Source organism: Chitinibacter bivalviorum (assembly GCF_013403565.1).
GTDB lineage: Bacteria > Pseudomonadota > Gammaproteobacteria > Burkholderiales > Chitinibacteraceae > Chitinibacter > Chitinibacter bivalviorum.
Genome location: NZ_CP058627.1, coordinates 3,206,485 through 3,230,719, shown reverse-complemented (window position 1 = coordinate 3,230,719; position 24,235 = coordinate 3,206,485). Strand labels below are relative to the sequence as shown.

Sequence of the window (24,235 nt, the reverse complement as noted above, 5' to 3'; positions counted from 1 at the left end):
GGGGTATAGCCCCAAATATCATAATTTAATTAACATTCAGCGCAATACTTGTAGGGTGCAATAAGTGAAACGCATTGCACCACTAGCCACTCGGTGCAATGCACTTCGTTTATTGCATCCTACTTCACAAGCTGATTCATTTCGAACACGGGCAATAAGATCGCCAACACAATCAACATCACCACCCCGCCCATCACCAAGACCATCAAGGGACCGAGCAGGCTAGTGAAGGCGGTGACTTTACGATCTAGCTCTTTGGTTTGCTCAATCGACGCGCGATCAAGCATATTGGCCAAACGCCCTGTTGCTTCACCGCTGGACACCAGATGGAGCAACAGCGGCGGGAATTCATTGGCCGCTTTCATCGCGCGCGCCAAGCCAACACCTTCGCGCACTTGCCCCGCCACTTCGCCAACGGCACCTTGTAATTGCAGATTGCTCATCACGCCTTCGGCGGCATCGAGTGATTTAAGCAGTGGCACGCCGCTACCGACCAAAATCGCCAAAGTACTGGCAAATCGCGCGGTGTTAGCGAGCCGATCCAGATAGCCCAGCATCGGCCATGTTAAACGCCAACGATGAAAACGTAATTTCACATCGGGCTTTTTTAAGGCATAAAACGCCGCCACGCCCGCCAATGCCAGCGCCAGCGCGACCCAAATACCGGCAGTTTTGACCGCCGCGCTGGTCCACAATAATGCGCGCGTCAGCAGCGGCAGCGTTTGCTTGGCCGATTCGAACACTTGCACCATCTGCGGCACAACCCAAGTGAGCATACCCAAAATCACCAAGGCCGAGACAAACATCACCACTGCAGGATAAATAAAGGCCAGTGCGATTTTGGTATTAAGCTCGCCCCGCGCTTCCAGATAATCAGCAAGGCGTTGCATCACGCCAGCGAGCTTGCCCGACTCCTCGCCCGCCTTCACCAAGGTGCGATACAGCAAGGGGAAAACGCGCGGGAATTGATCCATCGCGTTCGACAGCGGCATCCCCGCCATTACGTCGCGGCGCAGTCCGGCCAAAATCTGTTGCGTTTTGGCCTGATCGGCCTGCTCGGCCAGCACAACGAGTAATTCATCGATCGTCAGCCCGGCGTCGAGTAAAGCGGAAAACTGCCGCGTTAAGGTCGCGAGTTGCGGGCTGGAGAAGCGGATTTTTTGCGCAGCCGTTGCTTCGCCCGTCGCGGCGTCGAGCTGCAACACATGTAGGCCTTGCTCGCGCAACAAGCTACGCGCGTGCCGCGCCGATTCGGCGTCAATCTGACCCGATTGTGGCTTACCGCCGGCAGCGGAAACGGCTTGATATCGAAATGCACTCACAGGATATTTTTCTTAAAAGAGGCAAGAATGACATTATGTCGTCAAAATAATTGCAGTTTGTCGTACATCACCCGACTTGAAACAATAGAAGTCATGTAACTGTGCTTCAATGCGGTTATTCTATGGCAAAATCAGTGCAATATTACATGTACTGCCTGTTGCTGATTACAAATTTGTTCAAGCCGATTAAGCGAGACCGTTACCCCGACGGCAATCAGGGGCATTCACCAAAGAGATTATGCAATTTAGACCCACCTTTCATCCCAAGCAGCTCGCGCATCTGGTGCAGATCGGCCTTGGCCTGCTTTTGCTTTGGCTGCTCGCAGGCTTGTTATGGCAAATCATTGCTCCGAGCAATCAGGCGCGCGCACTGCGTCTAGCGCAAGAAGCGCCGAGTAAAAGTAGTTTTGACCCTGCCGCAGTGAGCCGCTTATTTCAAGCGGGCCAAAGCGTCGCCGCTGAAGCATCGACGCTATCGCTCAAAGCGCTGATTTCGGGCAGTAACGGTGTAGCGATTATTGAAGGCGTTGAAGCCAGCGCCATAGCCGTCAAATTGGGCGGTGATGTGGGTAGCTATGGCAAGCTGATCGCAGCCAATCGAGATCATATTGTCATTGACGCCAATGGCAGTCAGCGCAAGGTTTACCTCAAAGCATCGGGTATAGCTGCACAGCCAGCAGCAGACTATGAGCCTGGCTCATTACCCAAGGTGAGTACTTTAGCCCCAGCAGCCAATGCAACGACAAGTACCAGTGCGATTACCTTAACACGTGGCCAGCTCACAGGTGTGCTGCAAGGCGGCAATCTGGCCAACTGGAGCAAAGGCCTTGGCACCAGCGCAGCGGGCGGCATTGCCGTTGAGCAGGCCAGCCAGCAACAATTGGCGCAGGTTTTACAGCTGCGCGATGGCGACATTATCAAAGCAGTGAATGGTCGCCCACTCAACAAACTCGACGATTTATCCCTGCTGTACGCTGCGTTTAGTCAACAAAGCCAATTATCGGTGATGATTACGCGCCAAGATCAACAGCACACCATTAGCTATACCGTGAATCCATGAAAATCCTCAAGCAAGCTCTAATTGGCTCTCTGTTGAGCACCCTTCTTTTCAACGCCGCCTTTGCCGCTGGCAGCGATGAAAAAGTCATGTTGAATTTTGTTAATTCCGACATCGAAACCACGGTGAAAGCCATTAGCCTGATTAGCGGAAAAAATTTCATCGTCGATCCACGGGTCAAAGGCACGATCAATATTGTCTCGACGCAGCCGGTGAGCAAAGATTTGGTGTATCCGATTTTGCAATCGGCATTGCGCCAAGCCGGTTACAGCACCATTCAGAGTAATGGCGTGATCAAGATTCAGCCAGAAGCCGACAGCAAGGCGCTGAGCAATAAAACCCTCGTGCGCGGCGAAAATGCCAGCGGTGAGCAAATCATTACGCAGATTTTTAATCTGAATAATGAAAGCGCCAACCAGATGTCGACAATGCTGCGCCCGCTCGCCTCGCCCAATAGCCTGATCAGCGCGTATCAATCGGGTAGCAGCAATACCATTGTGATCACCGATTATGCCGACAATGTCCGCCGTCTGGCGCGCATTATCGACAATATCGATCAGCCCAAAAACAGCGAAATTTTTACGATTAAGCTGCTGCATGCTTCAGCGCTCGACGTAGCGCAGAATATTGCCCGCCTGATGCCGGAAGTGAGCGTACAAAACTCAGCCAGTGCCTTGCCGACGCCAGATGGCGTACGTCGCTCGATTGTCGTACCCGACCCACGCGGCAATCGCTTGATGATCCGCGCACTCAATGCCGCGCAAACCTCCCAATTACGTAATCTAATTAGCCAACTGGATGAAGCCGCAACAAACGACAGCACCATCAATGTCATTTACCTGCGCAATGCCGAAGCGACCAAATTGGCGGCAACGCTAAAAGGCTTGCTCACTGGTCAAGACGACAACTCAAGTACGGCTTCAAATACGACGACCAATCTGAGTAGCAACCCGAGCAGCACGATTGCCAATACGCTCAATGCCACATCAGCACCGCTCACCAACAATGGAACAAGCAGCACATCTACCGCAACCACCGTACAAGTGGCGGGCGCGACTGTGCGCGTGCAGGCCGACAGTGTGACCAACTCCTTGATCATCACTGCCCCGCAGAATGTCTACAACAATCTGCGCGCCGTGATCGATAAGCTCGACGTTCGCCGCAATCAGATTTATGTTGAGGCAATGATCGCCGAGGTAAATTTATCCAAATTATCTGAATTTGGTTTTCAGTGGATTGTCGGTGGCGGCAATAACAAAATTGGCGCTGCTGGCGTGGCCAATTTGTCGACAGGCAGCAATACACTGGGCAATGTCATCACCAATATCATCAATAAAACCCCTGCTGGTATTCCGATGGGGCTGACGATGGGTCTATTCAATGGCGATCCACGGGATGGCTCAGCATCATTGGGCTTGATTGCATCAGCCCTGCAAAGTAGCGGCAACGGCAATGTGTTATCGACCCCCAATTTGCTGATGCTCGATAATGAAGAAGCCAAAATCACCGTTGGCCAGAATATTCCGATTGTGACCGGTACGCAGTCTTCCACCGGCAGCAACCCCAATCCATTTACCACGGTCGAGCGCAAAGACATCGGTATTAAATTGCGCGTCCGTCCGCAAGTATCGGAAGGCGGCATCATTACGATGACGGTGTACCAAGAAGTCTCCAGCATCGATAACACGGTCAATACGCAAGGCAATGGCCTGGCCACCAAGCAGCGCACGATTGAAACCAAAGTATTGGTCGATGACGGCCAGATCGTCGTGTTGGGTGGCTTGATCGAAGATCGCCTCTCCAACGCAGGCAATCAGGTACCGGGCTTGGGCGACATTCCACTCCTTGGCGAGCTATTCAAATATGAAAATCGTAAATGGGAAAAAGTGAATCTGATGGTCTTCCTGCGCCCCGTCTTGATCAAAGACACGCAAGCGAATTCACTGCTCACCAACGATAGATACCAATATCTGCGCAAGCAGCAAGGCGACTATAAAGTCGGCGATCATTGGTTCTTGCAAGATATGCCTAAAGTGCAATTGCCCGCCAATTTACCGGAGCAAGGTTTGTCGGTGTATTCAAGCCAACCCGCCCCTACTGTTGCGCCCGACACCGCTACACCCGCTGCCACAGCAGTGAAACCCGCGCAGAAATAAGATGGCCAATCATTTAGTTAGCTATAGCTATGCCCGCGAATTTGGCGTTTTGGATGGTGAAGAACAAGATGGTCTGACGCCGCTGTATTTCCGCCATGGCGGCAGCATGGCGGCGATGGGTGAATTGCGCCGCAAACTCGGCCAAGCCCGCCTGCAAGTCGTCAGCGAGGCCGAATTTGACGCCTTGCTCAACCAAACCTTTGGCGGCGGTAGCCAAGGTGGCGCGGCCAATATGGTCGACGACATCGAGGAATCGGCCGATCTGGCGCGGCTGGTGCAAGACATGCCCGAAGTGTCAGATTTGATGGAAGCGGAAGAATCATCGCCCGTAATTCGCTTGATCAACGCCATTTTCACCGAAGCCTTGCGCGAAAATGCTTCCGACGTGCATATCGAGCCATTCGAAACGCGCTCGGTCGTGCGCTATCGTGTTGATGGCACCTTACGCGACGTTATCGAGCCCAACCGCGCACTACACGCCGCGCTAGTGTCGCGCATCAAAGTCATGGCCGGCCTCGACATCGCCGAAAAACGCTTGCCGCAAGACGGTCGTATCAATCTGCGCATCGCGGGTCGCCCGGTCGATGTGCGCGTTTCAACGCTGCCCACCGGTCATGGCGAGCGAGCCGTACTGCGTTTGCTGGATAAATCAGCGGGTCGCTTGCAACTAGTCAAACTGGGCATGGGCGAAAAAACGCTGAATGAATTGAACGGATTACTCGCCGCCCCGCACGGCATTGTGCTGGTCACTGGCCCAACGGGCTCGGGTAAAACGACCACGCTGTACGCGGCACTCGGCAGCATGGACGCTAAAAACAGCAATATCATGACGGTGGAAGACCCGATCGAGTACGACCTCGACGGCATCGGCCAAACACAGGTCAACCCGCGCATCGACATGAGCTTTGCCCGCGCCTTGCGCGCGATTCTGCGCCAAGACCCAGACGTGATCATGATCGGTGAGATTCGCGACCTAGAAACCGCGCAAATCGCCGTGCAGGCTTCTCTCACAGGCCACTTGGTACTCGCCACGCTGCACACCAATGATGCGAGCAGCGCGATCACGCGGCTAGTTGATATGGGCATCGAGCCATTTTTGCTCGCCTCCTCAACCATTGGCGTGCTGGCGCAACGCTTAGTGCGTACGCTTTGCCCCAGCTGCAAGCAGGGGTATAGCGCCACAGATGAAGAAATAGCTGAACTTGGCAGCAATACAAACGGCAGTATCACACTGTATCGCCCCGTCGGCTGCCCCGCCTGCGCCAATACTGGCTACCGTGGCCGTACTGGCATTCATGAGCTATTGATCGTCGATGAAGCGATGCGCGGCCAGATTCACAACTCGGCCAACGAGCAAGACATCCGCACTCACGCTGAAAACTTGGGCATGCACAGCTTGCGCCAAGATGCGGCACAGCGAGTGTTGGAAGGCGTAACGAGTATCGAGGAAATGCTGCGGGTGACGCGAGGTAATTAAGCGAAGGATCAACCAAGCCTTGGCACACAGCGCATTAATGAGCTCCCCTCAATTTGTTGGTAACCGTTGACTTACTGGCAGTGCATCGCCGCAAAATGAAGTTTGCCTCAGCAGCACGGGCAGAAAGCAAAAAACCGCCAGTCAATGGCGGTTTTTTCTTTGGTCGATGGGCATTAGGCTTTACGCAAAAATGCCGCTTTAAGCATGAAATTACCAACATCCGTTTTGCAATCGACTTCGTGATCGCCGCCGCTCACCAAGCGGATACTTTTGACCTTGGTGCCTTGCTTAATCACGATGGACGAGCCTTTGACCTTCAAATCTTTGATGACCACCACGGCATCGCCATCGGCCAGGACATTGCCCACCGAATCTTTGACCACCGCATCCGCATCATCATCGTCTTTGGCGGCTGCGCCTTGTGGCCATTCAAAACCACAGTCTGCGCACACGAAGTTGTCGCCATCAGGGTAAGTATTTTCCAGCGTACATTGTGGACAGGCGGGTGCGTTTGACATGGTTTTTCCAAATTCAAGTTTTACAAGGCTCGCATTATACCCCTAGTAAAGCTAGGGGATTCAAATACGCAACGGGCGGTCAAAATTGCAGCTGGTAACCTTCGCTGGTAGAAGGCACTTGCAGCAATAGCGGCGCGAGCTGTTGCCGTACTTTTTCATCCGGTTGCAGTTTAATCACGCCATGCGCTGCGCCTTGCTCGGCCCAACTCAAATCGCCGCTGCCATTGACCGCAATCGCGCTCGCCCCGGCCGGCTGGATCGTCCATTTCGCGCCACCTTCCACCATATTCAAGTTCGCTCGTAAGGCCGTGATCGGTGTGAGCGCAGGCACCAGTTGGCTGAAAATCGGGTCGAGCGTTAGCTCGGCGCTATCGCCCACATTTTTCGATAAATGTGCGCTGCGCAATTGCGCTCGTCCACCCAAACCCCAAGCGGCAATTTTGGGAATCGCACGAAATACACCTTCCAGCGGCAAACTCAGATCGACATTTTCCAAGGCCACGCCGCGCAAGCCGATTACCGCACGCGCTTGGCTGGGCGTATTCATCGCCTCGCCGCGCACTTGCCAGGCCAAAGTGCCGCCAAGCAAGGCTTTGGGCTCAAATTGCCACGCCACATTTTGCTGCAAGACAATGCCTTCCAAGCCAATTGCGCTGGCGCGCCCATCCCACAATGTACCGCTGGCTTGCACCAGCGAGACATTATTGGGCAAAAACCACAGCGCCGTATTAACGGGCATACGCAGCAACATCAATACTAATAAGGCAATCAGGCCAATACCCCACAGCAGTACTTTCTTCGCAAGGCTACTTTTTACACTCATGTGCGCTCCAACATCATCACCAAGGCCACGCCCTGCGCTTCGGTTTTAATCTGAATTGCGCTGATTTTGGCGGCCGTTTCGCCGCGCAGCGCACTTGCCACAATCAGCGCGTCATTCACGCTGGGCAAGCTGGTACGCAATTCAACTTGCGTCGGCGTAATCGAGCGCACATCGGCGCTGATTTTTTTTGCCGACAACGCAGCAAAGGTCGCGGTGCGCAAATCTTGCTGACCTTGATTCGGTTTGAGCGTGGCGACATCGGTTTTGCTACCGCGCATCGCCATCAATTGGGTTTCCAGCTTTGGCACTGTCAATTCAAGCCGTTTGATCTGCGAGGTAAGCGGCGAATACACGCCAAAATACAGCGCGGCCAACAGTACGGCACTGAGCCAGATTTGCAGCATCAATCGCTCGCGCGGATTGCGCTCCGCCCAATATTGCTGCGCCTTCAACACGAAAGCCGGCGTCTTGGCGCTCATGGTTGCACCTCGATACTCATACGCCCATCGGGCAATTTATTGCTTTGCACTTTCATCCCTTGCGCGCCCAGCTTGGCCAAGACCGCTGCCGATTTGGCTTCTGGCAACACGAGTTGGACTTTATTGTCTTTCACGTTCACGCTGTCCACGCCCAATTCTCCATCCAGCTGCGCCGCGCTGCGATACAGCAAATCGAGCGCATCGCCACCGGCAGCGCCTTTTTTCCCCGCCTGCTGCTGGCTTTGCCATTGCAACATCGGATCGACAATAGGTACACCGGGAAACAGGCTGGCAAAAGTCTGGCGGATCTCTTGGCGCAAGGCGCTTTCGCGATTGGCGAGACTGCGCCATTGCAAAATCATACTGAGCAACATCACCACAGCGCATAATCCAGCTAGGTATATCGCCCAACGCCAATCCAGCCAATTAATTTGCAACGATACCCCGCCCGACTTACCACGATAAAAACTCGCGGCCGTTTTTGCTGGCGCAATTAAATCTTTAGTTGCCAAACGCTGCACCGACTCGCTACTTGGCAGCGCCAGCAGTTCGGTTTCATCACCCAGCCACACCCAATCGCCCTGCAAGCGCGCCATCAAGCCTTCCGCAGCATCCGCGTATACAGACTCTTGTTGCGCGGGCAACAAGGAAAACTCAGGGATCCAACGGCTGAACGCCAGATTCTGCTGCTCGGCCCATGCTTTGAGCTGCGCGACTTTGCTGTTTTCCAGCACCCAGACGGTACAGATGCCATCCACGATCGCTTCGGCTTGCCATTGATAATCGGCCAATTTGCCCAAAACGCGATCTTCCAGCGCTTGCGCAATCAATTGTGATCGCTGCTTTTCGTTCACCGCGGGCACAGCTATACGATGCGCCGTCAGCCAAGCCGCAGGGATCGCCAAGTCGAGCTGCGGCGCTTGCGGCCAAGGCGCAACCACATGCCCGACCTCACCATGGCCACACGGAGCGCCCACAGCGCCAAACGCCAGCCAATCGTGCACGGCCAAGGGCGCGGTTTTCAGGCGTAACACCACGCGAGAAACGTTTTGATTCATCCTTAACTTACCTATTAGCGAAAGTGCGTGACAGCACAGACGCAAAAAATCTCAATCCCGCTATTGTGCCGCTAAAACGATTACCGTTTACATCATTGAGCCGCAGATTTGCAAAAATAGCTGCATTCACGCTCGACAAACCTTCCGATCAGTGTGCGACGCATAAAAAAACGGCAGCCTAAGCTGCCGTCAGGCTGCTGACAAAGCGGAAAACTACATTTTTCAAGTCTCGGCAAAGCCGAGCCTACGAAACATAGCTTTATATTTACAGCCTTTATGTTGTATTCCCACCCCTCCCGTCCCCTCCTTGAGGGGCGCCTCGCTTGGCGAGTGGGACTAGCCACAAAACAAAACGGCAGCCTAAGCTGCCGTTTTGGTGTTTTGAAGAAACTTACTTCAACAAATCACGAATATCTTTTGCGCCCCAATGTGGGAAGTGCTTGCGCACCAGTGCATTCAGATCGGCTTCAAATGCGCGCAGGCGGCTCAATTCGTCCAAATCAGCGGCACCGGAACTCGCTTCGGCTGGCGCAACGATCATGCCAGCGGCAATGGTCGCGTTGCTCAGGCGATCGATGACGATCAGATTACCCGTGCCACGGCATTCGCTGTATTTGTCGTAGGCGATTGGCGCAGTCAGCTCGAAACGCACCAAGGCGATTTCATTGAGCTTGAGTTCAGACACATTCAGGTGCTCCAAACTATTCACGTCGATACGATACTGGATAGAGGTAACACGCCCGAAGCACTGTTTACCGCCGAGTTTGACGATATACTCCTTAGCCATAGTCAGCGGCGCTTCGTTCATCCACACCACGTGTGCGTCAAATGCGCTACCCACGTGCGGCTGCGCATCTTGCGCACGAACAATCATATCGCCACGCGAGATATCGATTTCGTCTTCCAGCGTCAACGTAATCGCTTGGCCAGAGAACGCGACCGTTTGCTCGCCTTCATACGTCACAATCGCTTTGACTTTTGATTTTTTGCCTGATGGCAGCGCGATGATTTCGTCGCCTGGCAAGACATGACCAGCGGCAATCGTGCCGCAGAAGCCACGGAAATCGAGATTCGGGCGATTCACGTACTGCACTGGCAGACGGAAAGCGTCGAGTTTGGCGTCTTTATTGATTTGCACGCTTTCAAGCAAGCCCATCAGCGTCTCGCCTTCGTACCATGGCGTTTTATCTGACTCGTTCACCACGTTATCGCCACGCAGCGCCGACAAAGGCACAAAGCGAATGTCGGTCATGGTGAGGTCTTTAGCAAACTCAAGGTATTGCGCGCGGATTTCGTTGTAGCGTGCCTCAGAAAAATCAACCAAGTCCATTTTGTTGACGGCCACGATCACGTGCTTGATACCGAGCAAAGACACGATAAAGCTATGGCGACGCGTTTGGGTTTGTACGCCGTAACGCGCGTCGATCAGGATAATCGCCAGATCAGACGTAGAAGCACCGGTCGCCATATTGCGCGTGTATTGCTCGTGGCCTGGGCAATCGGCAATGATGAATTTGCGTTTTTCAGTGCTGAAATAGCGATACGCTACGTCAATCGTAATGCCCTGCTCGCGCTCGGCTTGCAAGCCATCGACCAGCAAGGCCAAGTCGATTTCTTGGTCGGTGGTGTTAAATTTTTTACTGTCTTTCTGAATCGCCGCGAGGTGATCGTCGAAAATCAGTTTTGAGTCGTGCAGCAAACGGCCGATCAAAGTCGATTTACCATCATCGACATTGCCGCAAGTAATAAAGCGCAGCATGTCTTTGTTTTCGTGCTGCTTGAGGTACGCCAGAATATCGCTGGCAATTAATTCTGATTGATTTGACATGGTTTCTTCCAATCTCACAAATTCGTACGAAACGGTCTTAAACGGCGGTATCCATGGTGGGTTACGGCCTTTGGCCTAACCCACCCTACGAGTATCCATTTCATTTAGGCCATTGCGAGCCACTCACCGCAAACACGCTCAGTCGCGCCGCGAACGGCTTCAGGTCAAGGCGCCAGCACCGCAGCAACCGTAAATGGACATGTAGTCCATGCGGATTGCGAGGCGCGCACAACGCCGACATGAAGTCGTGCAGCAAGCGAATCTGCGTGTTTAGAAGTAGCCTTCCATTTTTTTCTTCTCCATCGAACCACTCGAATCATGGTCAATGGCACGACCTTGGCGTTCTGACGTGGTTGCGAGCAGCATTTCCTGAATCACTTCAGGTAGCGTCGTCGCTTTAGATTCCACCGCGCCGGTCAGCGGGTAGCAGCCCAGCGTACGGAAGCGTACCCATTTTTTGGTGATCGTCGCTTTTTGCTCTGGCGTCAGGTATTGCAGGATACGATCGTCGTCGATCATTACCGTGGTGCCGTTGTAATCGACCACTTCACGCTCAGCCGAGAAATACAGCGGTACGATTTCGATGTTTTCGAGGTAGATGTATTGCCAGATATCGAGCTCGGTCCAGTTTGAAATCGGGAATACGCGGATCGACTCACCTTTGTCCACTTTCGAGTTGTAGATGTTCCACAACTCAGGACGCTGGTTTTTAGGGTCCCAACGATGGTTTTTATCGCGGAATGAATACACACGCTCTTTAGCGCGTGATTTTTCTTCATCGCGGCGCGCGCCACCAAATGCGGCGTCAAAACCGTATTTGTTCAAGGCCTGTTTCAAGCCTTCAGTTTTCATCACGTCAGTGTGCTTGGCCGAACCCGCAGTAAACGGATTGATACCTGCCGCCACGCCTTCCTGATTCACATGCGTGATCAGATTCCAGCCTTCGGCTTTTTGCTTTTCACGCAGTTTGTACATCTCTTGGAATTTCCACGTCGTATCCACGTGCATCAGTGGGAACGGTGGCTTGCCCGGTGCAAAGGCTTTTTTGGCCAAATGCAGCATCACGGCTGAATCTTTACCAATTGAGTACAACATGACAGGGTTTTCAAACTCGGCAGCCACTTCACGGATGATGTGGATGGATTCGGCTTCAAGCTGCTTCAGATGCGTCAGCCGTGCTTCGGACAAGGTATTCATGGCGTGGACTTTCGATGCTAAAAATCAGATAGAGATGGAATTTACGGATAAATTCCGCGTTCAAAAAGACTGTTTGGCTATATCCATAGATCAAAATTGATTTGAGTTTGAATCAATTGGCGATGGATAAATAGCAATGGCGGCCGGAGCCGCCATTTCAATACCAAGCCAACGGTTTATTCATCAACCGTATTGGCTGCAGACCATGCGCGGCCCATTGGATTGAAGGTTGGCTTCTGGCCACCCCACAATTGCTCCAGATCGTAGTAATCGCGTACCGCTGGCAACATCACGTGCACGACAAGGCTACCGGCATCAACCAATACCCACTCGCCCGTTTCTTCGCCTTCGGTGCTCAGGATTTCATAGCCTTTGGCTTTCAGGTCAACCGATACATTGTTCGCCAAAGCGCGAACTTGGCGGTTTGAGTCGCCCGTAGCGACGATCATGCATTCAAAAAGATCAGTCAGGTTTGCTGTATCGAGCACTTGGATTTCTTTCGCTTTAATATCTTCCAAAGCGTTGACAGCAATATCGCGCATCGCGATCAAAGTTTCATTCATTGTATTTCCTTCAAAAACGGTAAAGCCCACTGCTTTCTAGTTGTCGCCAAACAGGGGTGAGTGCTGAAACATCTTCCCCACGTGCGAGCATTTCCCGCACTAAAGTGGACGAAACAGGCATAAGTGGGCTTGATAATAGGCTGATTTTACCCCGAGACAGCGTATCGGTGTTGGCAATTACGCACCGACGGGCAAATTCTTCTGATAAATCAGGGCTTAACCCTTCAAAAGCATAGTCTGGCCGCGCAGCAATCAGCAAGTGCCCCATGTCAAGCAACTCGCGCCAACGGTGCCAGCGATTCAGATTCAGCCATGAATCAGCACCGATTAGCCACACCAACAATGCATCAGGGGTATCTTGCTGAAGTTCAATCAGGGTGTCGATTGTGTAGCAATACCCATTACGTCGCACTTCTCGATCATCGGCCATCAAGCCTGTTTCACCGACAATTGCCGCCTTCACCCAGTCAAAGCGCTGCTGCGGGCTGACCGGCGGCATCTCGCGATGCGGGGGTAATCCAGTCGGAATCAGCCGGACTTCATCAAGTTGCAATTGATCGCGCATACAGCGCGCCAATTCGATATGCCCGTAATGAATCGGGTCAAAAGTACCGCCAAAAATGCCGATTTTCTGCATTGGAGCAAGTATTTAGCAGCGCTGATGCTGCAATACGACTTCATCCAGAATCAGGCGCTGCAAACGCTGCGCAAATTCTGGATCGAGCCCAGCTTGGGCGGCACGAGCAGCCGTTTTTTCCAACTGCTGCGTTTCGCGCGTCACATCTTGCGCCGGTAATTGATATTGCTTTTTCAATTGTCCAACTTGCGCGGTGACTTTGAAACGCTCGGCCAACACACTAAACAGCTGCTGATCGAGCGCATCAATTTGCTCGCGCAAAGCTAGTAATTCGGCTGGCACGCTCATTAAACGCGCACCTCGCCGTCACCGAGCACAATCCATTTTTCGCTAGTTAGCCCTTCCAAACCAACTGGGCCACGGGCGTGGATTTTGTCGGTTGAAATGCCGATTTCGGCGCCCAAACCATACTCGAAACCATCGGCAAAGCGCGTTGAGGCGTTCACCATCACGCTGGCTGAATCGACTTCGCGCAAGAACTGGCGCGCTTTGGTGTAGTTTTCGGTGACGATCGCATCAGTATGGTGGCTACCATAGGTATTAATGTGATCCATCGCCTGATCAATGTCGCCCACCACACGAATAGCAATAATCGGAGCGAGATATTCGGTGCGCCAATCTTCTTCAGTCGCGGCAATCGCATCTTTCAAAATGGCTTGCGTTGCAGCACAACCGCGCATCTCAACGCCTTTTTTGCGGTAGATCGCTGCAATTTCGGGCAAGATCAACTCAGCGACGTTTTCATTCACCAACAGCGTTTCCATCGTATTGCACGGTGCGTAACGATGCGTTTTGGCGTTATCGGCAATGCGAATAGCCTTAGCTGGATCAGCTTCGTCATCGATATACACATGGCAAATACCGTCCAGATGCTTGATTACCGGCACACGAGCATCGCGTGAAATGCGCTCGATCAAGCCCTTACCACCGCGAGGCACGATGACATCGACAAATTCGCTCATCGTAATCAGCTCACCAACCGCCGCTCGATCTGGCGTTTCGATAATTTGTACCGCAGTTTCTGGCAAACCTGCCGCAGCCAAACCTTCTTTCACGCAAGCGGCAATCGCCTGATTGCAGTGAAACGCTTCGCGGCCACCGCGCAAGATCGTCGCATTGCCAGATTTGATGCACAGCCCCGCCGCATCGGCCGTTACATTCGGACGCGCCTCATAAATAATCCCGATCACGCCCAGCGGTACGCGCATTTTGCCGACCTGAATCCCGCTTGGGCGGTATTTGAAATCACCCATATTGCCGATCGGATCGGGCAGCGCCACCATTTCGCGCAGGCCTTGCGCCATCGTAGCGATGGTTTTGTCGGTCAGTTGCAAGCGATCGAGCATCGCCGGCTCCAGGCCATCCGCACGCGCTTGCTCCATGTCGCGGCTGTTGGCAGCTAGCAATTTAGCTGCATCGCGCACGATCGCATCGGCAATGGCGTTCAATGCCGCATTTTTTGCGCCCGTGCTGGCTTTGGCCATTGCACGGCTCGCGGCGCGGGCTTGGCGGCCCACGTTTTGCATATAGCTTTGAATATTGGCTGGGGCTTGGATATCCATTTTCCGACTTTCCATCAAATTCTTAATCAACTCAGGCTATTGTATCGCTTACTTATTCGGTTTGGGCGGCAATTGCGGCAATTGAAGAACGGTTACACCCACATTATCGGCCAAATGGCGGTTAAACCAATCCGGCGCCGAGCTTTGCACCGCAATCAGCGTTGGCCCCGTCGGCAAATCGAGCCAAATCGGCGACCCAGAATCACCCGACAAGGTATCGCAGCGATGGAAGATCGTACGATTCGTACGTAATTTGCTGATCGTGCAACCATTGTGAGCGGTCAAAATCGTATCGTGATCTTCGGCAAACCCCGCCTGATTAGCGAGCGATTTTGTTTCATGCAAAGCTTGTGTTAGCTCTTGCTCAGTACCCGCAAACAAATGCATTGGTTCTGGCGCGTGACCGTCTTTGAACTTTAACTGCAGCACAGCAATATCATACGGTGCGGCAGAAGGCTGGATATAGACGTCTTCACCTTTGTATTTCAGCCCTTTTCTAAATTTGGGGAGAAAGACTTGGCCTGTCACTTGATAGCGCGCTTGATATTCGCCTTTGTGAAAACCAGCTTTAAACCACACCCCGGCATCCACTTTGCGCGGCAACATTAAAAAGCAATGTGCCGCAGTGACCGCCAAATCGGGCGCAATCAGGGTTGCAGTACATGTGCCGCCTGATTTAACTTCCAATTGGCCTATCGCGGCATACGGCGCGGCATAGGGTGCAGGGATTGCAACTCGATCATCTTTGCCGAAAAACAGCGCTTGCTGCTCTTTTTTAATTTGCGCCGCCGAGGGCTCGGCCGCATAAAGGCTGGATGACAACAAAAACAGACCAACAAGTAACAAACGCATAGATCACCACATTAATTTAGCGCGCGTATTTTACGCCCAATAAAAAAAGGACGGCTAGCCGTCCTTTTTCTTTGAAGCGAAGTAAAGAATTACTTAGCTGCAGCGGCAGAAGCTTTAGAAGCACCTGAAGCTTTTTTAGATTGTGCTTTTTGAGCAGCAGAAGCTTTAGAAGCGCCTGAAGCTTTCTTAGCTTGTGCTTTTTGAGCAGCAGAAGCTTTAGAAGCAGCTGAAGCTTTCTTAGCTTGTGCTTTTTGAGCCGCAGAAGCTTTAGATGCTACAGAAGCAGCTGAAGCTTTTTTAGCTTGAGCTTTTTGAGCTGCAGAAGCTTTAGATGCTACAGAAGCAGCTGAAGCTTTTTTAGCTTGAGCTTTTTGAGCAGCAGAAGCTTTAGATGCTACAGAAGCAGCTGAAGCTTTTTTAGCTTGAGCTTTTTGTGCTGCAGAAGCTTTAGATGCTACAGAAGCAGCTGAAGCTTTTTTAGCTTGAGCTTTTTGAGCTGCAGAAGCTTTAGATGCTACAGAAGCCGCTGAAGCTTTTTTAGCTTGAGCTTTTTGTGCTGCAGATGCTTTAGAAGCACCTGAAGCTTTCTTAGCTTGAGCTTTTTGAGCTGCAGAAGCTTTAGAAGCTACAGAAGCAGCTGAAGCTTTTTTAGCTTGAGCTTTTTGTGCTGCAGAAGCTTTAGAAGCACCTGAAGCTTTCTTAGCTTGTGCTTTCTGAGCCGCAGAAGCTTTAGAAGCTACAGAAGCCGCTGAAGCTTTTTTAGCTTGGGCTTTTTGTGCTGCAGAAGCTACAGAAGCGCCAGAAGCTTTTTTAGTCGCGTGTTTTTCAACTTTAACTGGTTTAGAAGCTTCAGCAGCTACGCCGAATGCAGTAGCAGAAGCGAATACGGCAGCGATAACGCCAGCAACGATCTTGTTCATCTTTAAACTCCAAAATTCTTATAAGGGTATTCGATAGGAATACTTTAACGGAGCGGATTATGCGTCGTTGCTAGGTGGTGCGCGATATATGCTTGGTGATGACGTGTAACGATAAGTACGTAGCTTTACTACACCTTACTACAATGAGTCGGCGGAACGCATTGCCGTTGGCCAAGTTAAACTCAGTCGTGCCCCTCCACCTGGTGCATCATGAATACTCACTGCTCCACCGTGGCCGCGCATAATCATCGCCACAATGGCTAAACCAAGGCCAAAACCGCCAGTGGCTTTGTTGCGAGACCCCTCAAGGCGGGTAAAGGGCTGCAGCAAACGCGCGCGATCTTCGACCGGGATGCCGTCACCATTATCATCAATATGTAACGATGCAGTTCCTTCTTGCCACAATAGCGTCAGATGAATCTGCTTGCCGCCATAGCGCCGGGCATTCGAAAGCAGATTGCTCACCGCCCGGCCGAAGTAATAACTATCCACATCGAGCATCGGATTGGCCTCGCCGCTGGCATTTTCAAATGTGGGTTCAAGGCCATCGAGCGTGTATTCGTTGAGCAAGCGCTGTATCCACGGCACTATCTCAAGCGGCTGAACTTCCATGCGCAGTTGTGGGCTATCAAGGCTAGACATGGTGAGCCATTCATCAATCAATTGATCGATTTGACCCAGATCGCGCTCAATGCCTTCAACCTGAGTCTGGCTATTAGCGCCCGCTTTGATCGCTTCGAGTCGATAGCGCAAGCGAGCCAAAGGCGTGCGCAAATCATGCGAGACCGCATCAATCATCGCGCGTCGAGAGGCCGTTAGCTCCTCAACATCATGCGCCATGCGGTTAAAGTTGGTCCCCAATGCGGCGAGCGGTGAGCTATCGTCAACTGAAACACGTACCGTAAAATCTCCCGCGCCCAAACGCCGGCTTTGCCGAATCACCTGAATCAAGTCACGCCAGAACGGGCGCAACCATAGCCAAGTTGGCACACCCAAGGCCAAACACATCAGCACCAGCGCCAAAATATCGGGCCACGAAATGCCATCGAGGTGCTCTAAAAATGAGATCGGCCCCAACACGACCATTTGTTGGGTTTTATGAATCCGGTGCAAATACAAGCCACGATCTTGCAACAAGATAATATCGCCGCGTGCCAAGGCAGCTTTATTTTCATCCGACAAGACATAAGCATCGAGCGAATCAATTTCAACCGGCACCGGCAGCTTGCCGCGCAAGCGCGACGCTTCGTCGTGCCACATCGACGGCGGCAGATCGCCCAGCTCTTTTTCAATCAACGATACGGTCGATAGAAACATATCGCTCAAATAACGCTGATTAGTGCGCTCGATCATTTGCTTATAAAAGCCGCCGATCAGCAAAGACGAGCCAAGAAAACACAGCACAACGGTTAAATAAAATCGGATAAAGACCTGACGCATCACAGACTCACTTCAAGCATGGAGCCCCAGCATATTCAGAGCCACATCAACTCGCGAAGCGAGGCCCCCTCTCAAGGAGAGGGCGGGGGGAGTGGGAATAGAACATGAGGCGGGAAACGACAACTTTGAATCTAGGGCTCGGCTTTGCCGAGAACTGCAATGGCAGCGCACAGACAAAGCCGCCTTACTCTTCTTGCCACCAGATATCGGCCGCAAAGAGATACCCCTTATTACGGATGGTTTTGATTTTCAACGGATCAAGTGGATCATCATCGAGCTTTTTGCGCAAACGCGAAATTGCCACGTCCATACTGCGATCGAGCCCATCGTACTCAATGCCGCGCAGCTTTTTTAGCAAATGATCGCGGCTGAGAATCTCGCCCGCATGACTGGCCAGCTCCCACAGCAAATCAAAATCGCTGGTCGACAAGCCCATCGGCTGGCCGCGATATTTTGAGCTGCGATTGCGCATATCAATTTGCAACTTGCCAAAATTGAGCACCGATTGATCTTTCTGCGGCGCAATCGCCAGCAAATCCGCGCCCTTCTGGCCAACATGGCGCAAATGGGCGCGAATCCGCGCAAGCAATACTGACGGCGGCGTGGTCTTCACAACGTAATCGGTCGCGCCGATTTCAAAGCCCAAAATCTGATTCATATCGCTATTGAGCGAAGTCAGCAGGATAATCGGGCCAGTATAAAACTCACGCAATTCACGGCACAAAGTCAGGCCGTCTTTACCTGGTAGCATGATATCGAGCAAGATCAGCTCGGGCGGGTTGGCTTTAACGCTATCAATGACGCCCAGACCATCGCCCAGCACATCGACAGAAAACTCGAACGAGCGCAAAAAGCCACCGATCAGTTCGGCCAAATCTGCATCATCTTCGACAAACAATACCCGCGTGCTCATGCTTCTAAATTCCTTGTAATGTGTTCTAGCGATACGGCCACTTGATCCATTTGGCGACACACAGCGGCAAACTCATGCCGCTGCAGCACGTCACCGCGCCGAATATCGCAGCCAGCAACATCAACGCCCACCAGCTCTAGCGCGGTCATCGGCGCGTATTGACTTAATAATTGCGCTTCTTGCGCCAAACTCAATGCGAATTCCGACTCCCAGCGCTCGCCTTCGAGCCAGCCCATTTTGCCAAAGCCAGCGATATAGCGCGCCCGCTGTGGCCAAAGCCGCCAAACAGAGAAATCACTCATTTGAAGATAACTGACCAATTCAGGATTGTAACGCGCCATTCGCGCGGCGAGCAGCGGATCGGGCTCAACAAGCTGCAAATCACCCAGAATCGTCAATCGGGCCTTGTTCAACGCCATCTCATCGTCGTGCAACAGCACACTTACTTTGCTATCTTGCAAGATATTTTGCGTGTGCTCAGCCAAGCGACTCATCACCAGCATCGGCCGCCCCGCTTCATCGGCGACCATAGGCAACCATGACACATGCGGATAACCCGGCATCTGCGCTGACAAACTCGCTAGCGCTAAGTTTCGACTACGGCGAATCAAAGCCAGTGCTTCAGGCCACAACATATGTACAACTCCGTAAATTGGACTGATGATTAACAAGCTGAACTGATATTAACAGGCGCAGCGCTCAGCTGCGCAGTGGATCAAACTCTCAGTGAACGAGACTACACCTCATGCTTGTGGCTTTGCGACTGGGGCACCGCCCAAGGCCTTATACACCGCCACATTGGCCAGCGCCAACTGATAATGATGTTGCAGTAAAGCATGTTCGGCGGCCTGCCGACGGGTGCGGGCATTCAATACGGAATCAAATGCGACGGCCCCAGCCTCATATCGTAGCTGAGTCTGCTGCTCGGCCTTGCGCGTCTCATCAGCTAAAGCCTGCATGCGCGGTAATTCGCTGCGCAGATGCGACAAACTCGCGAGTGCATTTTCAACTTCTTGCAGCGATACATACAGCTTTTGCCGATATTCAATCACTGCCGCTTCGTAATCGGCCACATTGGTTTTGTTCGACAATTCCATTTCATTAAATTGAATAAACGGCAGCGTCAAACCAGCACCCAAGGACGCAATCGGATTAAGCAAAAAATTGGCCAATTGCTGGCTGCTTGTCCCCAATCCACCGGTCAACGATAAAGTCGGATACCAGCTTTTGCGTGTTGCCTGTTGATCGGCAAAACTCGCTTGTAGCTTGGCGGTGGCAGCTGCCAGATCGGGGCGACGATTGAGCACATCGGCAGGCACGCCAGCTGGAATATCGGGATACACATTGGGCAATACACCCAGCGTTGCGGCGGTCGATTCGGGCGGCTGATCGAGCAATAAACCGAGCTGCCATTGGCTTTTCGCTAGATTGAGTTGCGCCTGACTCACGCTATTTTCCTGCTGCAAAGTGCTGCTACGTGCTTGGGTCACATCCAAGCCCGATACCACCCCCGCCTGATAGCGGCGCTCAACAATGGCCTGCGACTTTTGTGCGCGTTGCAAATCATCTTGCGCCAGTTTGAGCGCATCCTGATCACGTGCGATGGTCCAATAACTGCTCGCTACGCTGGCCATTACGCTTTGGCGCATGGCTTCTAGCTCGGCAACACTGGCTTTTTCGCGCCAGCGCGCAGCTTGCTGCTGGTCAGCAAGCTTGCCCCAAAGGTCAATTTCCCAAGACAAGCCCACATTCGCCCCAGCCGATTCGCCGCGATAGCGAGTGGGGTCTAGCGCCCACGAAGCGCCTTTATTCAGGCTGGCCGATACATTGGGCGTGCGATCCAATCCACTTTTATCGACGGCAAACCCCGCTTTTCGCAAGCGAATGGCGGCCAGCGCCAGATCGGCGTTGCGCTCATTTGCGCTGGCTTGCAGAGCCAGTAGCTGCGGGTCGGCAAACCCTGCCCAGTAGGCCTGATCGCTTTTGACCGATTCCGCAGCGCTGACTGAGGCCGTAGCCGACGCCTGCCATTGCGCCGGCATCGTCACGGGTGGCGCTTGCCAGCTTGGTGAGGCGCAAGCGGCCAACACCGCCAGCAGGAGTGGAGAAAAAACGCGCAATTTCATCGGAAATGGTTTCATCATTATTCGCGTGCCAGCGCCTCGATCGGGGCGAGCTGTGATGCACGGCGCGCCGGTAAAAAGCCAAAAATCACGCCCACGACGGTCGAGCACACCACTGCCGTGGTGATCGAGCCCAGCGAGAACAGCATTTGAAAATCTTTCATCAACGTATTGATTACCCAAGCCAGCAGCGCCGACAGTGAAATACCAATTGCGCCGCCGAGCAAACACACCACAATCGCCTCGATCAAAAATTGAATCCGAATATCCGATTGCCGCGCGCCTACCGCCATGCGAATACCGATTTCATGCGTACGCTCGGTCACCGACACCAACATAATATTCATCACGCCTATCCCACCGACGACCAGCGAGATCACGCCAATCAACATTAGAAACATCTTGATGCTATTGGCGGTGCTTTGAAACGAATCCATCATGTCTTGCATATTGCGCGTGTAAATATCCTTTTTGCCGTGCCATTGCTCCATGCGCGACAGCAAAGCCGTCTCGGCAGCCTTCAGCGGGACATCCGGCTTGATTTGCACCGTGATGCGGCTGAAATGTTGCTGGCCAAACATGCGGCTTGCCGCCGTGGTATAGGGCACCCAAACATCCAGCGATTCGCCGCCACCAAAGCCACCCGATTTTTTCTCGGCCACGCCGATCACCTGCACCGGCATCGTGCCAAGCAAAATGACCTCACCGATCCCGCTCTCAGTACCAAACAAGGTTTTTCGGGTGTCCTCACCGATCACGGCCACTTGCGCTTGGCGCCGGACATCTTCGTCGCTAAACGCGACACCAAATTGCATCGCCTGATTGCGCAAATCGAAATAAGCCGGAGACACCCCCTGTATCATCGTGGAAGCGTCGATATTCTTATATCGTGCGCGCATACCCGCCCCAGTAATCGGTGTCACTGCTTGCACATAGGGCTCGGTCGCAATCAGTGCCAAATCGCCTTCGCGCAGCGAGGTGACACTTTGCGCCTTGTCATCGGCCAAACCCGTGCCCGGCAAAATATCGAGGTTATTGACGCCCAAGCTGGCGAAATTTTTCAGCACCGACTCTTCCATCCCGTCGCCCAGCGCCACAATCGACACCACCGAGGCAATCCCGATAATGATGCCCAGCATCGTCAGCAAGCTGCGCATCCGATTGGCCAGCAGCGCACGAAATGCCATTGCAAAGGCTTCGCGCCAACGCCCCATCAACGCTTGCGGCGTCGCGTCATGCGGGGCTGGTGGCGGTGGATCATTTGGCAACGCTTCTTCATCGCGCGCCAGATTGCAAACATCCGAGATAATTTTGCCATCGCGAATTTCAATAATCCGATCGGCCTGCGCCGCCACTTTGGCGTCGTGCGTCACCAATATCACCGTATGACCTTGCTCGTGCAGCTCTTTCAAAATCTGCAATACATCAGCGCCGCTGCGCGAATCGAGCGCGCCGGTTGGCTCATCAGCCAGAATGACTTCGCCGCCATTCATCAAAGCGCGCGCAATCGATACCCGTTGCTGCTGGCCACCGGAGAGCTGGCGCGGGCGATAATTAAGTCGCTCGCCCAAGCCCAAACGCCCCAATAACATCGCAGCGCGTTTTTGCCGCTCGATCAGTGGCATACCTGCGTAAATCGCCGGCATGGCGACGTTTTCAGTCGCGCTTAGCGCGCCGAGTAGATGATAGCGTTGGAAAATAAAACCAAAATGGTCACGACGCAGGGTTGCCAGCTCATCGGCGTCGAGCTCGCCGACCTCGCGGCCATTAAATCGGTACGAGCCTTCCGACGGGCTGTCGAGCCCGCCCAGAATATTCATCAGCGTCGATTTACCCGAGCCCGATTGCCCGATAATTGCGACCATTTCGCCCGCTTCAATGACGATATTAATGTCGTCCAGAATACGGATTTGCTGTTCGCCCGCCGGAAAAACTCGGCCAATCCCGCTTAATTCAATCACTGGCGTCGTCATTAGCGTGGCTCGGGTGGGGGTGGATTTTTACTTTTCGAAGTGTCCAGCGCCATTGAGCTGGCAATCACGACTTGATCGCCTTCTTTAAGCCCCGATTTCACTTCCGCCACGATATTGCCGCGCAAGCCTATGCTCACATTACGGTCTTGAATTTGCCCTTGTGCATCGAGCACTTTGACGCTGTATTGATCATTCGCGCCTTTTTTACCGATGGCACCCACCGGAATCGTCAGCACATTGCGCGCCTCGGCCAAGATAAAGGTCACTTGCGCTGTCATTTGCAAACGCAGCAGACCTTGCGGATTGGGTACAAAAAAGTGCGCGTTGTAGAAAATCGCGTTATTGATGGTTTGCGGCGTTGGCTCGACGCTGGCAACTTGCCCTTTGATCTTGGTTTCAGGCGCGCCGAGCACCGAGAAATACAGCGGCGTACCGGCTTTGAGGCGCACCACATCGGCCTCGGCCACTTGCGCCTGCACCTTCATCGTATCCATATCGGCCAGCGTTAAAATCGTAGGTGCAGATTGAATCGCATTCACAGTCTGACCTTCTTTCACCGCAATCGAGGCCACGATGCCATCCATCGGCGCCACAATGCGCGTGAAGCCCAGATTGGTTTTGGCGGTCGCCAATTTGATTTCGGCTTGACGCAATTGTGCGGCCAATTGGCGAATTTCAGCTTGACGCATTTTGACCGCATTGGCCGCCGATTCGAGCTCTTTACGCGGCGTTGCATCGCCCGCCATCATCGTTTTTTGCCGTGCTAATTCCTGCTGCGCATCGTCAAGCGCCAATTGCTTGATGGTCGATTGTGCCTGCAAGCCTTCAATCGACATTTGCGCTTCGTCGAAATCATTTTGCGACACGCTAGGATCAATCTCGGCCAGCAAATCGCCTTTTTTAACGCGATCACCCAGCTGCACCGCCAAACGCTTGATCTGCCCCGAGGCCTGCGCGCCGACATCGACCGTTTTGGCGGCTTCCACTTTGCCCGTGGCCAACACAGAGACTTCCACGTCGCCACGCTTCACCGCACTGGAAATCACTTGGCTGGCAGGGTCTACTTTCTCGCGCCCGAACATAAAGTATGCGCCGACGCCCAAAGCAATCAGCAGCAACCAGCGCACAATACCAAGTCGCTTCCACAGGCTAGCTACGGGCGATAAAAAAGACATCTTGCACTCCAAGTCGGAAAAGGGAGGAATTCAAATCAGCAATCAATGCGCTTGGCATAAGCAGCAATCAAAATCGAACAATAGCGTAATAATACAAACCAAAGCTGTGGCAGATTACCACCCAATGCAGGTGGAATATTCACGTAACATTCGGCAAGCAAA

22 protein-coding genes are annotated in these 24,235 nt (G+C 52.9%); 3 read left to right on the top strand and 19 right to left on the bottom strand.

Annotation, left to right across the window (positions count from 1 at the left end; translation table 11 throughout):
- Positions 1-119 precede the first annotated feature (119 nt).
- Positions 120-1,322 (bottom strand): type II secretion system inner membrane protein GspF, encoded by a 1,203-nt coding sequence (gene gspF, locus HQ393_RS15355; RefSeq protein ID WP_179356255.1) that lies wholly within the window; start codon positions 1,320-1,322, stop codon positions 120-122.
- Between the two features lie 238 nt (positions 1,323-1,560).
- Here gspF and HQ393_RS15350 point away from each other — a divergent pair, with 238 nt between their 5' ends.
- The 3 genes from HQ393_RS15350 to gspE are packed head-to-tail and all read left to right on the top strand — an operon-like array spanning position 1,561 to position 6,012.
- Entirely contained in the window at positions 1,561-2,382 is an 822-nt protein-coding gene (locus HQ393_RS15350; RefSeq protein ID WP_179356253.1) for a hypothetical protein, read from the top strand.
- 32 nt (positions 2,383-2,414) lie between these two features.
- Positions 2,415-4,535: a type II secretion system secretin GspD gene (gene gspD, locus HQ393_RS15345; protein ID WP_179356250.1), complete on the top strand. Its 2,121-nt coding sequence runs from the start codon at positions 2,415-2,417 to the stop codon at positions 4,533-4,535.
- A 1-nt stretch (position 4,536) separates the two neighbouring features.
- Complete coding sequence (gene gspE, locus HQ393_RS15340; protein WP_179356247.1) at positions 4,537-6,012, top strand: type II secretion system ATPase GspE; 1,476 nt, start codon at positions 4,537-4,539, stop codon at positions 6,010-6,012.
- 173 nt (positions 6,013-6,185) lie between these two features.
- On the opposite strand, the gene HQ393_RS15335 is transcribed toward gspE, so the two are convergent.
- The 18 genes from HQ393_RS15335 to macA all read right to left on the bottom strand — a co-directional run bounded on the left by HQ393_RS15335 (position 6,186) and on the right by macA (position 24,073).
- Positions 6,186-6,530 (bottom strand): zinc ribbon domain-containing protein YjdM, encoded by a 345-nt coding sequence (locus HQ393_RS15335; RefSeq protein ID WP_179356245.1) that lies wholly within the window; start codon positions 6,528-6,530, stop codon positions 6,186-6,188.
- Between the two features lie 79 nt (positions 6,531-6,609).
- Positions 6,610-7,353: a type II secretion system protein N gene (gspN, locus tag HQ393_RS15330; RefSeq protein ID WP_179356241.1), complete on the bottom strand. Its 744-nt coding sequence runs from the start codon at positions 7,351-7,353 to the stop codon at positions 6,610-6,612.
- Positions 7,350-7,832 carry a type II secretion system protein M gene (locus tag HQ393_RS15325; protein WP_179356226.1) on the bottom strand — a complete coding sequence of 161 codons (483 nt, stop codon included), beginning with the start codon at positions 7,830-7,832 and terminating at the stop codon, positions 7,350-7,352. Before HQ393_RS15325 ends, gspN begins: the two co-directional genes overlap by 4 nt.
- Entirely contained in the window at positions 7,829-8,890 is a 1,062-nt protein-coding gene (gene gspL, locus HQ393_RS15320) for a type II secretion system protein GspL (protein WP_179356213.1), read from the bottom strand. The genes HQ393_RS15325 and gspL overlap by 4 nt, the downstream gene beginning before the upstream one ends.
- A 391-nt stretch (positions 8,891-9,281) precedes the next feature.
- Positions 9,282-10,718: a sulfate adenylyltransferase subunit CysN gene (cysN, locus tag HQ393_RS15315; protein ID WP_179356210.1), complete on the bottom strand. Its 1,437-nt coding sequence runs from the start codon at positions 10,716-10,718 to the stop codon at positions 9,282-9,284.
- 270 nt (positions 10,719-10,988) lie between these two features.
- Positions 10,989-11,915, bottom strand: a complete 927-nt coding sequence (gene cysD, locus HQ393_RS15310; protein WP_179356207.1) for a sulfate adenylyltransferase subunit CysD — start codon at positions 11,913-11,915, stop codon at positions 10,989-10,991.
- 176 nt (positions 11,916-12,091) lie between these two features.
- Positions 12,092-12,478: a ribosome silencing factor gene (gene rsfS, locus HQ393_RS15305; RefSeq protein ID WP_179356204.1), complete on the bottom strand. Its 387-nt coding sequence runs from the start codon at positions 12,476-12,478 to the stop codon at positions 12,092-12,094.
- A 10-nt stretch (positions 12,479-12,488) separates the two neighbouring features.
- The gene (gene nadD / locus HQ393_RS15300; RefSeq protein ID WP_179356192.1) at positions 12,489-13,115 is read right to left on the bottom strand and encodes a nicotinate-nucleotide adenylyltransferase; all 627 of its coding nucleotides are present in this window, start codon (positions 13,113-13,115) and stop codon (positions 12,489-12,491) included.
- Positions 13,116-13,127: 12 nt separating this feature from the next.
- Positions 13,128-13,403: a chorismate mutase gene (locus tag HQ393_RS15295; protein WP_179356190.1), complete on the bottom strand. Its 276-nt coding sequence runs from the start codon at positions 13,401-13,403 to the stop codon at positions 13,128-13,130.
- A complete protein-coding gene (locus HQ393_RS15290) occupies positions 13,403-14,677 on the bottom strand; it encodes a glutamate-5-semialdehyde dehydrogenase (protein ID WP_179356188.1) in 1,275 nt (424 codons plus the stop codon). The genes HQ393_RS15295 and HQ393_RS15290 overlap by 1 nt, the downstream gene beginning before the upstream one ends.
- Before the next feature lie 48 nt (positions 14,678-14,725).
- Positions 14,726-15,529: a trypsin-like serine peptidase gene (locus HQ393_RS15285; protein ID WP_179356186.1), complete on the bottom strand. Its 804-nt coding sequence runs from the start codon at positions 15,527-15,529 to the stop codon at positions 14,726-14,728.
- Between the two features lie 89 nt (positions 15,530-15,618).
- Positions 15,619-16,449 (bottom strand): hypothetical protein, encoded by an 831-nt coding sequence (locus HQ393_RS15280; RefSeq protein ID WP_179356184.1) that lies wholly within the window; start codon positions 16,447-16,449, stop codon positions 15,619-15,621.
- A 138-nt stretch (positions 16,450-16,587) separates the two neighbouring features.
- Positions 16,588-17,889 carry an ATP-binding protein gene (locus HQ393_RS15275; protein WP_179356182.1) on the bottom strand — a complete coding sequence of 434 codons (1,302 nt, stop codon included), beginning with the start codon at positions 17,887-17,889 and terminating at the stop codon, positions 16,588-16,590.
- A gap of 184 nt (positions 17,890-18,073) precedes the next feature.
- On the bottom strand, positions 18,074-18,802 hold the full coding sequence (rstA, locus tag HQ393_RS15270) for a two-component system response regulator RstA (RefSeq protein WP_179356179.1): 729 nt from the start codon (positions 18,800-18,802) through the stop codon (positions 18,074-18,076).
- Positions 18,799-19,437: a HugZ family pyridoxamine 5'-phosphate oxidase gene (locus HQ393_RS15265; protein WP_179356176.1), complete on the bottom strand. Its 639-nt coding sequence runs from the start codon at positions 19,435-19,437 to the stop codon at positions 18,799-18,801. The genes rstA and HQ393_RS15265 overlap by 4 nt, the downstream gene beginning before the upstream one ends.
- 108 nt (positions 19,438-19,545) lie before the next feature.
- On the bottom strand, positions 19,546-20,946 hold the full coding sequence (locus HQ393_RS15260) for a TolC family protein (protein ID WP_179356173.1): 1,401 nt from the start codon (positions 20,944-20,946) through the stop codon (positions 19,546-19,548).
- A complete protein-coding gene (locus HQ393_RS15255; RefSeq protein WP_179356170.1) occupies positions 20,946-22,898 on the bottom strand; it encodes a MacB family efflux pump subunit in 1,953 nt (650 codons plus the stop codon). Before HQ393_RS15255 ends, HQ393_RS15260 begins: the two co-directional genes overlap by 1 nt.
- Positions 22,898-24,073, bottom strand: coding sequence for a macrolide transporter subunit MacA (macA, locus tag HQ393_RS15250; protein WP_179356167.1), 1,176 nt, complete (start codon positions 24,071-24,073; stop codon positions 22,898-22,900). The genes HQ393_RS15255 and macA overlap by 1 nt, the downstream gene beginning before the upstream one ends.
- Positions 24,074-24,235: the final 162 nt, after the last annotated feature.

Coding starts and splice junctions, on each gene's coding strand:
- HQ393_RS15350 (WP_179356253.1), top strand. CDS start 1,561: ATGCAATTTAGACCCACCTTTCATCCCAAGCAGCTCGCGCATCTGGTG.
- gspE (WP_179356247.1), top strand. CDS start 4,537: ATGGCCAATCATTTAGTTAGCTATAGCTATGCCCGCGAATTTGGCGTT.
- HQ393_RS15335 (WP_179356245.1), bottom strand. CDS start 6,530: ATGTCAAACGCACCCGCCTGTCCACAATGTACGCTGGAAAATACTTAC.
- gspN (WP_179356241.1), bottom strand. CDS start 7,353: ATGAGTGTAAAAAGTAGCCTTGCGAAGAAAGTACTGCTGTGGGGTATT.
- HQ393_RS15325 (WP_179356226.1), bottom strand. CDS start 7,832: ATGAGCGCCAAGACGCCGGCTTTCGTGTTGAAGGCGCAGCAATATTGG.
- gspL (WP_179356213.1), bottom strand. CDS start 8,890: ATGAATCAAAACGTTTCTCGCGTGGTGTTACGCCTGAAAACCGCGCCC.
- cysN (WP_179356210.1), bottom strand. CDS start 10,718: ATGTCAAATCAATCAGAATTAATTGCCAGCGATATTCTGGCGTACCTC.
- cysD (WP_179356207.1), bottom strand. CDS start 11,915: ATGAATACCTTGTCCGAAGCACGGCTGACGCATCTGAAGCAGCTTGAA.
- rsfS (WP_179356204.1), bottom strand. CDS start 12,478: ATGAATGAAACTTTGATCGCGATGCGCGATATTGCTGTCAACGCTTTG.
- nadD (WP_179356192.1), bottom strand. CDS start 13,115: ATGCAGAAAATCGGCATTTTTGGCGGTACTTTTGACCCGATTCATTAC.
- HQ393_RS15295 (WP_179356190.1), bottom strand. CDS start 13,403: ATGAGCGTGCCAGCCGAATTACTAGCTTTGCGCGAGCAAATTGATGCG.
- HQ393_RS15290 (WP_179356188.1), bottom strand. CDS start 14,677: ATGGATATCCAAGCCCCAGCCAATATTCAAAGCTATATGCAAAACGTG.
- HQ393_RS15285 (WP_179356186.1), bottom strand. CDS start 15,529: ATGCGTTTGTTACTTGTTGGTCTGTTTTTGTTGTCATCCAGCCTTTAT.
- HQ393_RS15280 (WP_179356184.1), bottom strand. CDS start 16,449: ATGAACAAGATCGTTGCTGGCGTTATCGCTGCCGTATTCGCTTCTGCT.
- HQ393_RS15275 (WP_179356182.1), bottom strand. CDS start 17,889: ATGCGTCAGGTCTTTATCCGATTTTATTTAACCGTTGTGCTGTGTTTT.
- rstA (WP_179356179.1), bottom strand. CDS start 18,802: ATGAGCACGCGGGTATTGTTTGTCGAAGATGATGCAGATTTGGCCGAA.
- HQ393_RS15265 (WP_179356176.1), bottom strand. CDS start 19,437: ATGTTGTGGCCTGAAGCACTGGCTTTGATTCGCCGTAGTCGAAACTTA.
- HQ393_RS15260 (WP_179356173.1), bottom strand. CDS start 20,946: ATGATGAAACCATTTCCGATGAAATTGCGCGTTTTTTCTCCACTCCTG.
- HQ393_RS15255 (WP_179356170.1), bottom strand. CDS start 22,898: ATGACGACGCCAGTGATTGAATTAAGCGGGATTGGCCGAGTTTTTCCG.
- macA (WP_179356167.1), bottom strand. CDS start 24,073: ATGTCTTTTTTATCGCCCGTAGCTAGCCTGTGGAAGCGACTTGGTATT.